General features: G+C 45.5%; 5 protein-coding genes and 11 pseudogenes. 7 read left to right on the plus strand and 9 right to left on the minus strand.

Annotated elements, in window-relative coordinates; all coding sequences use genetic code 11:
* Positions 1–48 precede the first annotated feature (48 nt).
* On the plus strand, positions 49–4,116 hold the full coding sequence (locus tag XZ46_RS19010) for a CHASE4 domain-containing protein (protein ID WP_008052702.1): 4,068 nt from the start codon (positions 49–51) through the stop codon (positions 4,114–4,116).
* Here XZ46_RS19010 and XZ46_RS19015 read toward each other — a convergent pair.
* The 7 genes and pseudogenes from XZ46_RS19015 to XZ46_RS35065 all read right to left on the minus strand — a co-directional run bounded on the left by XZ46_RS19015 (position 4,113) and on the right by XZ46_RS35065 (position 8,494).
* On the minus strand, positions 4,113–4,877 hold the full coding sequence (locus tag XZ46_RS19015; protein ID WP_006624210.1) for an HpsJ family protein: 765 nt from the start codon (positions 4,875–4,877) through the stop codon (positions 4,113–4,115). The two genes, XZ46_RS19010 and XZ46_RS19015, sit on opposite strands and share 4 nt — an antisense overlap.
* Before the next feature lie 39 nt (positions 4,878–4,916).
* Positions 4,917–5,168, minus strand: a pseudogene (locus XZ46_RS30270) (zinc ribbon domain-containing protein); the annotation flags it as partial.
* 2 nt (positions 5,169–5,170) lie between these two features.
* Positions 5,171–6,061 (minus strand): annotated as a pseudogene (locus tag XZ46_RS32965) (IS630 family transposase).
* 61 nt (positions 6,062–6,122) lie between these two features.
* Positions 6,123–6,452 (minus strand): annotated as a pseudogene (locus tag XZ46_RS32970) (IS1-like element ISArma2 family transposase); the annotation flags it as partial.
* Positions 6,453–6,474: 22 nt separating this feature from the next.
* A pseudogene (locus XZ46_RS19030) lies at positions 6,475–7,676 on the minus strand (IS4-like element ISAtsp5 family transposase).
* Positions 7,677–7,756: 80 nt separating this feature from the next.
* Positions 7,757–7,912 (minus strand): annotated as a pseudogene (locus XZ46_RS34585) (IS1/IS1595 family N-terminal zinc-binding domain-containing protein); the annotation flags it as partial.
* Positions 7,913–8,155: 243 nt separating this feature from the next.
* Positions 8,156–8,494, minus strand: a complete 339-nt coding sequence (locus XZ46_RS35065) for a hypothetical protein (RefSeq protein WP_162198543.1) — start codon at positions 8,492–8,494, stop codon at positions 8,156–8,158.
* 133 nt (positions 8,495–8,627) lie between these two features.
* Here XZ46_RS35065 and XZ46_RS19045 point away from each other — a divergent pair, with 133 nt between their 5' ends.
* Positions 8,628–9,503 (plus strand): IS630 family transposase, encoded by an 876-nt coding sequence (locus XZ46_RS19045; RefSeq protein WP_006668381.1) that lies wholly within the window; start codon positions 8,628–8,630, stop codon positions 9,501–9,503.
* On the opposite strand, the gene XZ46_RS36915 is transcribed toward XZ46_RS19045, so the two are convergent.
* The gene (locus XZ46_RS36915) at positions 9,391–9,657 is read right to left on the minus strand and encodes an RRXRR domain-containing protein (protein WP_006668380.1); all 267 of its coding nucleotides are present in this window, start codon (positions 9,655–9,657) and stop codon (positions 9,391–9,393) included. The genes XZ46_RS19045 and XZ46_RS36915 overlap by 113 nt on opposite strands.
* Positions 9,658–9,756: 99 nt before the next feature.
* Between XZ46_RS36915 and XZ46_RS34590 the strand changes: the two are divergent.
* From XZ46_RS34590 to XZ46_RS32990, 5 pseudogenes are all read left to right on the plus strand, one after another.
* Positions 9,757–9,954, plus strand: a pseudogene (locus tag XZ46_RS34590) (helix-turn-helix domain-containing protein); the annotation flags it as partial.
* A gap of 66 nt (positions 9,955–10,020) precedes the next feature.
* A pseudogene (locus tag XZ46_RS32980) lies at positions 10,021–10,964 on the plus strand (IS630 family transposase).
* A gap of 18 nt (positions 10,965–10,982) precedes the next feature.
* Positions 10,983–11,540, plus strand: a pseudogene (locus XZ46_RS38405) (IS630 family transposase); the annotation flags it as partial.
* Between the two features lie 48 nt (positions 11,541–11,588).
* Positions 11,589–12,338, plus strand: a pseudogene (locus XZ46_RS38410) (IS630-like element ISAtsp4 family transposase); the annotation flags it as partial.
* A 48-nt stretch (positions 12,339–12,386) separates the two neighbouring features.
* Positions 12,387–13,162 (plus strand): annotated as a pseudogene (locus tag XZ46_RS32990) (IS630-like element ISAtsp4 family transposase); the annotation flags it as partial.
* 18 nt (positions 13,163–13,180) lie between these two features.
* On the opposite strand, the pseudogene XZ46_RS32995 reads toward XZ46_RS32990, so the two are convergent.
* Positions 13,181–14,063, minus strand: a pseudogene (locus tag XZ46_RS32995) (IS630-like element ISAtsp1 family transposase).
* Positions 14,064–14,116: the final 53 nt, after the last annotated feature.

Consider the following 14,116-nt stretch of genomic DNA (forward strand, 5'->3'; position numbering starts at 1 on the left):
CCTATCCCTCCCCACCCACAAGGGGATGGGGTTTCTCGGAGGAAGATTATGAAATTGCACAAGAAGACATTGCTCATTATTGGCGCAGCACTAATTAGCCTAATTGTGGTGTTGTATACAACAGCATCCTGTATCCTGATTCAGAATTTCCGTAATCTGGAGATTGAGTCGGTGCATCAGGATGTAGTCCGGGTAATTAAAGCCTTAGAGGATGACCTGGCTAATTTAGATACGATCGCTCAAGATCAAGCCAAATGGGATGATACCTATGCCTTTATCAATCAACAAAATAGCCGATATGTGCGATCTAACCTAGCTAACACTATGTTTATGGATCTGAGGCTAAATCTCTTCATTCTGATAGATAGCCAAGGTCAAATCGTCTTCAGCAAAGGTTTCGACATCAACAGCCAAACAGAAACCCCTATTCCCGCCAGTCTCTCGCCTCACCTAAAATCGGTCAGTCTGTCATTTTCCAACCCCTCCCGGTCTTGTTTTGAGAAAGAAGAGGAAATCCCCTGTCCCACAATAGGGATCGTCATGTTACCAGAAGGCCCATTGCTGCTATCGGCCCGTCCCATCCTTACCAGTATTGCCCATGGACCAAGCCGGGGAACCCTAGTAGTGGGTCGCTATCTTGATCATAACGAAATAGATCGCCTGACTCAAATTACCCAACTTGCGGTGGAAATCAACCCTTGGACTCCCCTCAACCCCCAACAAACCCAACAAATCATCAATGCGGAAGACCCCATCAGAGTTCAACCCCTAGATACTTCGACTATCCTGGGGTCTATTCCCCTCCTAGACATTTATAATCGACCGATTCTCAACCTGGAAATCCAAAGCGATCGCCCCATTTTCCGCCAAGGTCGCACCAGCCTAATTTATCTCACATTTTCCCTATTTCTGATCGGCATAATTTTAAGTGCAATTACCATACTGGTATTTGAGAAACTGATTTTAGCCAGACTGTTAGACCTCACCCACAAAATTAATCAAATCGGCAAAAGTCGCGACCCATCCCTACGGCTGACAGTACCCCCAGGGGAAGATGAACTCACCGGGTTAGGACAAACCATTAATCAAATGTTAGAAGCCTTAGAACAAGCCAATATTCAAAGCCAGGATAGTGAAGAAAGATATCGGCTAATGGCGGAATATTCCACCGATTTAATTACTCATCACTCTCGCCGAGGTTTGATCCGCTACGCCTCCCCCGCCTGTTCGTTGCTATTAGGATATGAGCCGGAAAGTTTAATTGGTCAACACCCCAGTAAATTTTTTCACCCAGATGACCTTAACACACTCAGCAAGACATTAGAAATTGTTTTAAGTCAAAAAGTATCCTATACTCTAACCTATCGTATACGCCACAAAAACGGCGAATATATTTGGTTTGAAACCACCAGTCGCGCTATTTATCATCCCGAGACCGGGAGAGTGCAAGAAATTCTGGGTGTCTCCAGAGATATTAGCGATCGCAAACAGCGGGAACAGGAACTACAAGACAGCGAAGCCTCAATTAGGAGTCTTTATCAAATCACCTCATCTCGTCATTTAGACTGGCAAGAACAACTCCAGCAAATCCTCAAGTTGGGCTGTGATAAATTCCACTTAGAAGTCGGTATAATTAACCAGATATTGAACCTAGACACCCCCCAGCCTTCCGCCCAAATTATGGCAGGAATTGACCCTAATAATAGCTGGTCATTTGGGGATAATTTTGATTTAAATAATCCGTTGATTTTGGCGACATTAAAGGCTGAAAACCCCCTGATTTTTGAATCAGTGTTAGTCTCCGGATTCCCCTCTTATGCCGATGAAAATTGCTGGCAAATTGAGGCATATATGGCTATTCCTATTAAAGTCTATGGTCAGGTTTATGGAACTCTTTGTTTTTGGAGTCAAAACCCTTTAAATGAGCCATTTAGAGCCGTTGACCAAGAACTATTAAAACTCATGGCGCAGTGGATAGGTAGTGAAATAGAACGACAGCAAACCGCCCAAGAATTGAGTCAAGCCAGGGATGAGGCTCTCGCAGCCACTCGTGCCAAAAGTGAATTTTTAGCCACTATGAGCCATGAAATTAGGACTCCCATGAATGCAGTAATTGGGATGACCGGATTGTTATTAGATACTCCTTTAAGTCTAGTTCAACAGGATTTTGTCGAAACCATTCGCAGCAGTAGTGATGCCCTACTTTCTTTAATTAATGATATCCTAGATTTCTCCAAAATAGAATCAGGAAAATTAGACCTAGAAGCCTTCCCCTTTAGTTTACGCACTTGTCTTGAAGAATCCCTGGACTTATTGGCGACCAAAGCCGCGAGTAAATCCCTAGAATTGGGATATTTCATTGATGCTTATACCCCCAATGAAGTGGTGGGAGATATGGCAAGAGTTAGGCAAATTTTAGTGAATTTACTCAGCAACGCCGTTAAGTTTACCGCCCGGGGTGAAGTGTTGGTATCAGTGTCAGCAAAACCACTGTTTTCGGATTTAGAATTGACTGCCAAATCTATGTATTCTACCCACTATCAAATTGAGGTAGCAGTGTCGGATACAGGTATTGGTATTCCGGTCGATCGCATGAATCGTTTATTTAAGTCCTTTAGTCAGGTTGATGCTTCCACGAATCGACAATATGGCGGGACAGGATTAGGTCTAGCTATTAGTCAGCGACTGGCCGAAATGATGGGGGGTAAAATGTGGGTAGTCAGTGGTGATGCGATCGGTGGTCATCCCCCAGAAAATTGGCAGATAAATAAAGATACTCCCACACAGGGATCTACATTCTATTTTTCCATAGTAGTTCAGAGTAGCCAGAATTTATTACCACAGTGGAATCATGCTGATGAATTAGCCGGAAAACGACTATTAATTATTGACTCTCACCCCACCAATCGCCAAATTTTGACCAAGCAAGTTCAATGCTGGGGTTTAGTGGTAGAAGATACCGACAGCCCCACAGAAGCGATCGCCTGGTTAAAACAAGGTAAAACCTTTGATATCGCCATTGTGGAAATGGAAATCGCCAATTTGGACGGGTTCAATTTTGCCACCCAAGTCCGACAGACTTCAGCCGGGGTTGACCTCCCCTTAGTCATGTTAATTTCCGTCGCTCAACAAAATTTTAACCCCACCGATCATCGAGATTTTGTCGCCTTTCTGAATAAACCCATTAAACAATCACCCCTATACAATATTCTGATTAACGTCCTGTGTGGGGAACCTCTACAGATTAAAAATTGGAGTCGCAACCAAATGCGATCGCCCCAAGATATTCCCCTGTTAGCAGAAAAACTCCCCCTGCGGATTTTATTAGCCGAGGATCACCTAGTTAACCAAAAAGTCGCCCTACAAATCCTGCAAAGAATGGGATATAGGGCTGATGTCGCCGGGAATGGTTTAGAAGTTCTCGAAGCCCTAGAAAGACAGCCATACGATGTCATTTTAATGGATATGCAGATGCCCATTATGGATGGCTTAGAAGCAGCCCGACAGATTAAAAAACGCTATGATAACCAAGAAAAACCCTACTCCCCACGCCCGCGCATTATCGCCGTTACAGCCAATGCTATGGAAAGCGATCGCGCTGAATGTATAGCAGCCGGAATGGATGACTATATCAGTAAACCTATCCGTATGGAACAATTAGTTAAAGTTCTCCGTAACTGTCGCCCCATCACCTGCGATGCCATTGTACCTTCAACATATTTAAATACCACCACCGATGATAGCAAATCTTCCCCCATTCTTGACCCCACTGTTTTACAAGGACTGCGAGAGATAGAAGCCTTGGAAGAAGTCGCCGAAATGTACATCGAAAGCGCCCCGGAACTTCTGAACACTATTCAAATAGCCCTCCAACAAAATGATCCCACAGCCCTCAAACAGGCCGCCCATTCCCTGAAATCCATCAGTGGGACTTTAGGCGCTTTTGGTTTATCCGAATTATGTCTGCAATTAGAAATCATGGGCCGTCAAGGAGTAGATGCAGGTGTCCCCATTCCTCAACCATCGGCTGAATCAGTTTATACTCAGATTCAAGCCGAGTTAGAAAGAGTCAAGGAAGCCCTGACCAATGAAGCGAGCGCAAATTTGACCATTTAACCGGCTTTTTTGCGACTGCGTTTGTTGATTAAGCCACTCCAGGCGATAGTCAGATAGCAACTAGCCAGCAGTAAACTACCTAAGCCGACCCGGAGATTAGATTTGAAAGTCCCCAGTTGCGATCGCTTTTCTGCCTCTCGCCGACGGTTTTCAATTTCCTGTTTCAGTTCCTGGCCAATGGCATTGCTTTGGACTCCCAACGCTTCCGGGTTTTCCTGAAATTCTTGCAGGCGCGCTAATTGTGCTTCGGTAAGCTGTTGTTCTTGGATATAATCTTCTAAGCGCTGCTGATTGCCTAAGATAGCTAACATTTGGGTTTGTTGTTCTTGCAGGCGTTCTTCTAGCTGCATTTTGGCCGTCGCTGCATCCTGATTAATTTTCTCAATCGTTTCATTACTCGCTGCTATAGTAGTGCCAACGTGCAGGGGAATCAGCACTAAATACATCACCCCCAGAATGCCAGAAATCACATAAACCCAAAATTTGAGACTGTTAAACCCCTGTTTAGGCTTTTCTGGTGATAGACCAGCTACCTCCTGTAACCCGTATGCACAAAACATTAAGGCGATCGCCAACACCGGAATCACCCCTTGTTCTACCATCTGAGTAGTAAAATTCAGTTGCCACCTGAGATCCCCAAAATTCGTTGGCACAAACAGCAAAATATAGTTAATTAGGGCAAAAAAGAATAAAATTACCCCCGCCAGCCTCAAAAATCCAGCAGCCTGGGACGGGATTTGATTTGGAGTTGTTCCTTTCATAACACATCAAGTTCCGTATTTTTACTGAGACTGATACATTTACGCGACATTTATCCGGCTATTGCCTGACAATGCGACGATAGCACTATTACCCGTTAAGGTAACAGAGGCGGTATCCCGCAAAGCTTTTAGAAAGATTCCAAAAGCACCGTTCCAGTCCCTGGGTAGAGTGAACCCACACTCAGGACATCGGAACACTTTTGAGCCACCTAGCTGGGAATGCACATGACCACAGTGAGTACAGGTTTTGCTGGTGTATTCTTCCGTCACATCTATAGCATTAGTCAAGGTGGTTAGGACGCAGCTTTGAGAACGGAATCCATGGCATCATGGAGAGAATCAAACTGCTCAATGCAGTGGCGAATACGGGCTTTCAGCCACGACCAACATTTCTCTATCTTGTTGAGGTCTGGCGAATAAGGTGGTAGATAGAGTAAACGGCATTGAGCTGCCTCCACCAGTTCAGCAATCCGCCCCCCTTTATGAAACGTTGCATTGTCCAATACTAGAGTCTGACCTGGCTTCAATGTTGGAATTAAGATGAACTCCAACCACAACTCAAACACTGTCCGATTACAACAACCCTCAAAGCTAAAGGGAGCTAAGAGTTGTTGATGACACCATGCGGCTATCATACTTTACTTACCCTGCCCTGCCTCTTCCCTGATTTGAGTGCATGGAAGCGTTTTCCTTCCTCGCAGTAACCATAAGGGTAATCCGAGTCCTGACTATTCATGCCGGCTTCATCGAGGTAGACCACTTCTTGTGGCTCCATCTGTTCAATCTGAGCCATAAACTCCTCTCGCTGTTGCTTCCAACGTTCTTGGTAGCCGTAAGTTTTTTTTCTGGTGAAGCCAATTTTCTTCAAGGCTCTGGATATGGTGCGAGGAGAGATGTCGTCATCCCAAAGTTCAGCCATTTGAGCGGAGGTTTTGTGGCCATGCTCTTGGGCAAAAGCCTTGAATTTCTGCCAGTCGGTAATTTTGTGGTTATTGCCAGGTCGGTGATGAGGTTTAGGGTAGGGAGGAAGTCTCCGGTCTGTGCTTTTCTTTGCAGCCAGAGATTAATGGTGTTCCTGCCCTGCTGACATGGAAAACTTGACTGGCTTCTGTTTTGGGCATACCGTCTAGTTCAATGGCATCAATAACTTTTTGTCTGAGGTCGTAACTATAGGGGGCTGGCATTTTTGGTCTTCTTAGTCATCTCGTCCTCTCCATTATACGTCCTAAGTGTTCTGTCTTGTGCTATATATAGAAAACAAGCCCAGCCCTGAATCATTTGCCATAATGTGGTAAAAGTCAGCAATGAGCGGTCGCCTATGACAAACTTCAGAATTCCAGGCAGTTTGGTATTCACAACTGTCCAGACCCAGATGGTTTTTTTTGAACCCACAAAAGTCTGAAGCTCATCAATTTGAGCTATTTCAGGAATTTCATAGTTTTCCTCATCAATGTGGGTTTCTGCAACTCTAACCCAGTTAAGTATTGTGTTGTGAGAAATACCAGTGACTCTCTCAATGGCTCGAAATCCCATGCCATTGAGGGACATTTTCACACAAAGCTCTTTGACATCAGAACCTGAGAGGGTGACAAGAGAGCTAGACTGATTGCTGTACAAGGGATAGAGCATTTAGTCCTTGCCGAAAATTCTGAGCTTTATGAGGCTTGAGGGCCATCAATGCTAACATCTCTTCTTGCCAGAAAACTAGCGACTGGCTCCAAGCATAACCCGATAATCCGAGCCCAAAAATACTGTGATGGGGAAAATTATTAGGAGTTTTTTCGCTTCGACCGAGGTAAGCTACTAAGTGATTAGCTTCCCACTCATGACCTCCTAGTGTCGCCAGCCAATAAGCAAAAGTAATCAACAAAACCAAGGCTAAAAATCGGGTTGAATCCACCCGAGTAGATTCCATATTATAGCCCCCACTTTGACAATCTCTAAACATCATTTCGATACCCCACCGCGCTTGATAAAGTTGCTTAACCAGCTTGGGGTTATCAAGCGTAGTTAGTAAATACCAAGGTTTTTTTACCTTTTTTCCTCGGTGATTTTTTTGCCAATAAACTCCTAGGTTAAATCCATGAATAGGTGCAAATTTTTGCAAGGTTACATTTTTAAAAAAATGGGATTCGCCCGACTTAAATCCTTGAGTTTTTAAAGACTTACCTGGCTGGCATGAGGTAGCTACAAAAGCACTCTTTTTCTGACGAAATACAACATTTACACCCCTTACTCTGAGCCAGTCCGCGAGTTGAGCACTATGAAACTCACGGTCTCCTATCACTACAACCGGATAAGGTTTTAAAAGAGCCAAGCCAACACCGGCCCTAATACCCGTTTCTGTTCCCGGAAAGAGCTACTGCCTAACTTTGGGAGTAGCTCCCAATATATTGGTAAAGCATGATGTCCCCAAATTATCGTGACCATCAGGAGATTTCGGTCTCTCCATTGAGTGCGGTCGAGAGCAACCGCTACATAGTTTTTGGTTTTCAATCTGAATTTTGAGCGCTTTCTCCGTTGCTCTCTATTTAAATGTTTTTCTCTAAATTCAGATTTGAGAGCGGCCTTGATTATTGGGAACCACAGCAACTTAGCCGAAAGTTGGGGGAGTTTCAGAAATCGTTGGATATTTCGGAGGCGACTACTGTATTGAATGGGTTGTGGAAAAACGTTGGCGAGGGTTGATAATCTGACTTGCCGATAACTTTGAAGCATCAACACTAAGAGTTCTAACGTCTGTGCTTGACTCTCGCTCAAATTGATTCGTAATAGTTTTTGGTATAATGTCCTTAGCATTTTTTGTCAGGGTGGCTCCCAAGGCCACCCGCTTTTTGACGATATCTCCATTATCTCAAACAATTGCCCTGTCTGGGTTTGACCTCCGTTGTCACCCTCTCAGCATCAGAACTGTAACCTCCAGGACAGGGATTTTCTCGAAATTGGCGACCACATTCACGGCACAGGTAACTCTGTTTTCCCTGACGATGACCATTTTTGACTACTTTATGGCTTTGGCAATAAGGACAATCCATCTTGATTTATTTGAGAATATCATTTTCTATTATGCAACACCCGTGTGACGGTTAGTGTTGCCACCATCGTTGGCGGCGAGACCAACGGTGAGAAGGACAATGGCGCGACCACTGCCAGACGGTGTCGCGGACCAGTGAGCGGTGCTGGAATCCCAGCCCTGCGGCGTACCGTTTGCATTGTGGTTCTGAGCTGTGCCATTGAAAGCATCCCATATAGCCAGCAGGTCGGTGTAGTGCGGATTTTCACTGGTATCGCCGAGCAAACGGTTGCTGGCGTTGCCTATGGGCGTGCTTTGAGCGAAATACGAGCCAAGACCCCCCAGCATCTTCCTCCGCCGTGGTGACGCCGGGGATGTACACCTGATTATTAGCATCTGCAAACTGAAAATGGTTGTCAACGATTGGGATGCCGACGGTCGGCAATCGCAAGTCAACGCCGTTGAGGGTAAAGCTGCGGCTGTTGACATCCTCGGTCACGTTCGATGGCGCGCCCTTGCCCATAAAGGCCGCAAGGCCGGTGTCGCCAGAGAAAGTGACCGTGTCACCAGTCTCGTGGCTGCCATTGGCGTTGCGGTCCCACACGTAAAAAACCTGCCCGCCGTTGACGATGACCGGGCGAATAAGCTGCCCGGCTGCTTCGCAATTCCAATTATATCACAAGACAGGAAAGTTAGGACGTATAATGGAGAGGACGAGATGACTAAGAAGGCCCAAAATGCCAGCCCCCTATAGTTACGACCTCAGACAAAAAGTTATTGATGCCATTGAACTAGACGGTATGCCCAAAACAGAAGCCAGTCAAGTTTTCCATGTCAGCCGGAACACCATTAATCTCTGGCTGCAAAGAAAAGCACAGACCGGAGACTTCCTCCCTAAACCTAATCACCCACCTGGCAATAACCACAAAATTACCGACTGGCAGAAATTCAAGGCTTTTGCCCAAGAGCATGGCCACAAAACCTCCGCTCAAATGGCTGAACTTTGGGATGACGACATCTCTCCTCGCACCATATCCAGAGCCTTGAAGAAAATTGGCTTCACCAGAAAAAAAACTTACGGCTACCAAGAACGTTGGAAGCAACAGCGAGAGGAGTTTATGGCTCAGATTGAACAGATGGAGCCACAAGAAGTGGTCTACCTCGATGAAGCCGGCATGAATAGTCAGGACTCGGATTACCCTTATGGTTACTGCGAGGAAGGACAACGCTTCCATGCCCTCAAATCCGGGAAGAGGCAGGGCAGGGTGAGCTATATGGCCCCATGGTGTCATCAACAACTCTTAGCCCCCTTTAGCTTTGAGGGTTGTTGTAATCGGACAGTGTTTGAGTTGTGGTTGGAGTTCATCTTAATTCCAACACTGAAGCCAGGTCAGACTCTAGTGCTAGACAATGCAACGTTTCATAAAGGGGGACGGATTCCTGAGCTAGTGGAGGCGGCTCAATGCCGTTTGCTCTATCTACCACCTTATTCGCCAGACCTCAACAAGATAGAGAAATGTTGGTCGTGGTTGAAAGCCCGCATTCGCCATTGTATTGAGCAGTTTGATTCTCTCCATGATGCCATGGATTCCGTTCTCCAAGCTGCGTCCTAACCACCTTAACTAATGCTATAATTGTAAATAGATAAGTCCTAAAGACTGCGGCCAAACCCTGCTTCAAAAGCTTTCTGGCTCTGGCCGGATGAGTGGGACTTAACGGTTGCCCCAATGTGTCAACCACAAAAACGTAATTTTGGTAATTTGGCATTTAAGCTATCTCCCAGATGGGGTAATGTTTGCCTCGGTCATGTTATATCAAGTTCGCTTAATCGGTTATAATATCAGTGACCAATGCCAAACTTGCGTTATGCCCAGACGAATTAGTATAGCTCCCCACTTAAGTACCGAAGAACTTGGCCGGGCTGATCACCAAGCCCAAGAGGGCTTGGAAAGTCGCCAATATTAAATTATTTGGTTGTTGGCTAAGGGGAAGACCACGGAGGAAGTCCAAGAAATTACGGGCTACAGTCGCATCTGGATTTATGAATTGGTAAAGAGATACAGCCTTTACACAAAACACAAAGTACGGTATAATGTATGGCTATTGTATAAGTTATCACAACCAACTACCATGAGCCGTTACTCTTTAGATTTTCGGAAAAAGATAGTAGAAGCCTATGAAAAAGGAGACACTTCTATCCGAAAAGTAGCGAAACGCTTTTTGGTGAGTCCAGACACGGTAAGGCGACTGGTCAAACAGTATCGATTAACGGGAGACTTATCTCCTCGTAAGTGTGGCACTAAAAAGAAAAGCATTTGATCTCAGCATGAGGAAGCCGTGATAGATATTGTAGGAGCCCACCCCGACCTGACCTTATGGCAATATAGTGAGAAGCTCAGAGACAAGCTGGGCATAAATGTCAGTACGACCATGATAGATAGATTTTTAAAGCAGCACGATATAAGTCTCAAAAAAAAACATACAGGAGCGAAAAAGTAGTAACTGAAGAAGTACAGAAAGCGCGAGTAGATTATTGGTAAAGAATTAGAGATGTGGCTCCTGAAAAGCTTGTGTTTATTGATGAAAGTGGGTTATGGGTAGGGATGAGCAGACCGTTAGCCAGAGCGACGAAAGGGAAAAAAGTCTATGAACTGCGGAAATCCTATCGAGGTCAAAAAATGACAATAATTGGTGCAATTAAGCTCTCCGGAGTGGTAGCGACTCAAACATTAGAAGGGTCCATGAAAAAAGAGGATTTTCTCCAATTCATCAAGTTAGATTTATTGCCAAAATTAAAAAAAGGAGATGTAGTGGTAATGGATAACTGAAATTCTCATCATCGAGAAGAAGTCAAAGAAATGATAGAGTCAGTAGGAGCCAGGGTAGAATATCTGCCGGTGTATTCCCCTGAGTTTAACCCGATAGAGATGATGTGGTCACAGCTCAAAAGTTTAGTGTGCAAGTTCAGGACGGAGACCATGGAATTATTAGTGAGATTGGTAGAAGTGGCGGTAAGCCTTGTGGATTTACAGTGTTTGAATAACTGGTTTACCAAGTGTTGTTACTGTGCTTAATGATTAAGATAAAGGCTGTACAACCAATTGGGATTAAAAGGGCTGGGTGCGCGCCGAAAAGGAAATCCCGGACATCCACCGTTAATTGATGATGTGACTCAAGCTCAGTTATGGCAAGCCCTGCAAGGAACAGCGCCGGATGGGGGACTGTGGAACGGTCGCCAGGTGGCAGACTGGTTGACAGGAGTAACTGGACGAAAAATTAGCCGACAAAGGGGATGGGAGATTCTGCGACAAATGACATTTCGGCTTCGTGTACCGAGACCGGCTCACATCGAAAGTGACGAAGACGAGCAGCAAGCCTGGAAAAAAAAACTGGTAACGGAGTTAGAGGGACTTCGCCGGAGATACCCTGATGCACAGGTGCAATTGTGGAGCGAAAATGAACACCGTCTGGGACTCAAACCGGTGATGCGACGTATTTATGTAGCGGAAGATTGTCAACCACTCGCCCATATTAATTGGAAATTCGAGTGGTTATGGCTATATGGTTTTGTGAGACCGGAAACGGGAGAGACTTATTGGTGGATTATACCTTACGTCAATACAACTCTATTTAGTCGAGTGTTATATCAAGTTCGCTTAATCGGTTATAATATCAGTGACCAATGCCAAACTTGCGTTATGCCCAGACGAATTAGTATAGCTCCCCACTTAAGTACCGAAGAACTTGGCCGGGCTGATCACCAAGCCCAAGAGGGCTTGGAAAGTCGCCAATATCAAATTATTTGGTTGTTGGCTAAGGGGAAGACCACGGAGGAAGTCCAAGAAATTACGGGCTACAGTCGCATCTGGATTTATGAATTGGTAAAGAGATACAACCAATTGGGATTAAAAGGGCTGGGTGCGCGCCGAAAAGGAAATCCCGGACATCCACCGTTAATTGATGATGTGACTCAAGCTCAGTTATGGCAAGCCCTGCAAGGAACAGCGCCGGATGGGGGACTGTGGAACGGTCGCCAGGTGGCAGACTGGTTGACAGGAGTAACTGGACGAAAAATTAGCCGACAAAGGGGATGGGAGATTCTGCGACAAATGACATTTCGGCTTCGTGTACCGAGACCGGCTCACATCGAAAGTGACGAAGACGAGCAGCAAGCCTGGAAAAAAAAACTGGTAACGGAGTTAGAGGGACTTCGCCGGAGATACCCTGATGCACAGGTGCAATTGTGGAGCGAAAATGAACACCGTCTGGGACTCAAACCGGTGATGCGACGTATTTATGTAGCGGAAGATTGTCAACCACTCGCCCATATTAATTGGAAATTCGAGTGGTTATGGCTATATGGTTTTGTGAGACCGGAAACGGGAGAGACTTATTGGTGGATTATACCTTACGTCAATACAACTCTATTTAGTCGAGTGTTATATCAAGTTCGCTTAATCGGTTATAATATCAGTGACCAATGCCAAACTTGCGTTATGCCCAGACGAATTAGTATAGCTCCCCACTTAACTTAAGTACCGAAGAACTTGGCCGGGCTGATCACCAAGCCCAAGAGGGCTTGGAAAGTCGCCAATATCAAATTATTTGGTTGTTGGCTAAGGGGAAGACCACGGAGGAAGTCCAAGAAATTACGGGCTACAGTCGCATCTGGATTTATGAATTGGTAAAGAGATACAACCAATTGGGATTAAAAGGGCTGGGTGCGCGCCGAAAAGGAAATCCCGGACATCCACCGTTAATTGATGATGTGACTCAAGCTCAGTTATGGCAAGCCCTGCAAGGAACAGCGCCGGATGGGGGACTGTGGAACGGTCGCCAGGTGGCAGACTGGTTGACAGGAGTAACTGGACGAAAAATTAGCCGACAAAGGGGATGGGAGATTCTGCGACAAATGACATTTCGGCTTCGTGTACCGAGACCGGCTCACATCGAAAGTGACGAAGACGAGCAGCAAGCCTGGAAAAAAAAACTGGTAACGGAGTTAGAGGGACTTCGCCGGAGATACCCTGATGCACAGGTGCAATTGTGGAGCGAAGATGAACACCGTCTGGGACTCAAACCGGTGATGCGACGTATTTATGTAGCGGAAGATTGTCAACCACTCGCCCATATTAATTGGAAATTCGAGTGGTTATGGCTATATGGTTTTGTGAGACCGGAAACGGGAGAGACTTATTGGTGGATTATACCTTACGTCAATACAACTCTATTTAGTCGAGTGTTACAGGAGTTTGCTGCCGAATTTAAATTATAGCATTAGTCAAGGTTGTTAGGACGCAGCTTTGAGAACGGAATCCATGGCATCATGGAGAGAATCAAACTGCTCACGTGCAGTGGCGAATACGGGCTTTCAGCCACGACCAACATTTCTCTATCTTGTTGAGGTCTGGCGAATAAGGCGGAAGATAGAGTAAACGGCATTGAGCTGCCTCCACCAGTTCAGCAATCCGTCCCCCTTTATGAAACGTTGCATTGTCCAATACTAGAGTCTGACCTGGCTTCAATGTTGGAATTAAGATGAACTCCAACCACAACTCAAACACTGTCCGATTACAACAACCCTCAAAGCTAAAGGGAGCTAAGAGTTGTTGATGACACCATGCGGCTATCATACTTACCCTGCCCTGCCTCTTCCCTGATTTGAGTGCATGGAAGCGTTTTCCTTCCTCGCAGTAACCATAAGGGTAATCCGAGTCCTGACTATTCATGCCGGCTTCATCGAGGTAGACCACTTCTTCCGGCTTCATCTGTTCAATCTGAGCCATAACATAAACTCCTCTCGCTGTTGCTCATCACGTTCTTGGTAGCCGTAAGTTTTTTTTTCTGGTGAAGCCAATTTTCTTCAAGGCTCTGGATATGGTGCGAGGAGAGATGTCGTCATCCCAAAGTTCAGCCATTTGAGCTGCTGTTTTGTCGCCATGCTCTTGGGCAAAAGCCTTGAATTTTTGCCAGTCGGTAATTTTGTGGTTATTGCCAGGTCGGTGATGAGGTTTAGGGAGGAAGTCTCCGGTCTGTGCTTTTCTTTGCAGCCAGAGATTAATGGTGTTCCTGCTGACATGGAAAACTTGACTGGCTTCTGTTTTGGGCATACCGTCTAGTTCAATGGCATCAATAACTTTTTGTCTGAGGTCGTAACTATAGGGGGCTGGCATTTTTGGTCTTCTTAGTCATCTCGTCCTCTCCATTATACGTCCTAAGTGTTCTG

Source organism: Limnospira indica PCC 8005 (genome assembly GCF_000973065.1).
Lineage (GTDB): Bacteria > Cyanobacteriota > Cyanobacteriia > Cyanobacteriales > Microcoleaceae > Limnospira > Limnospira fusiformis.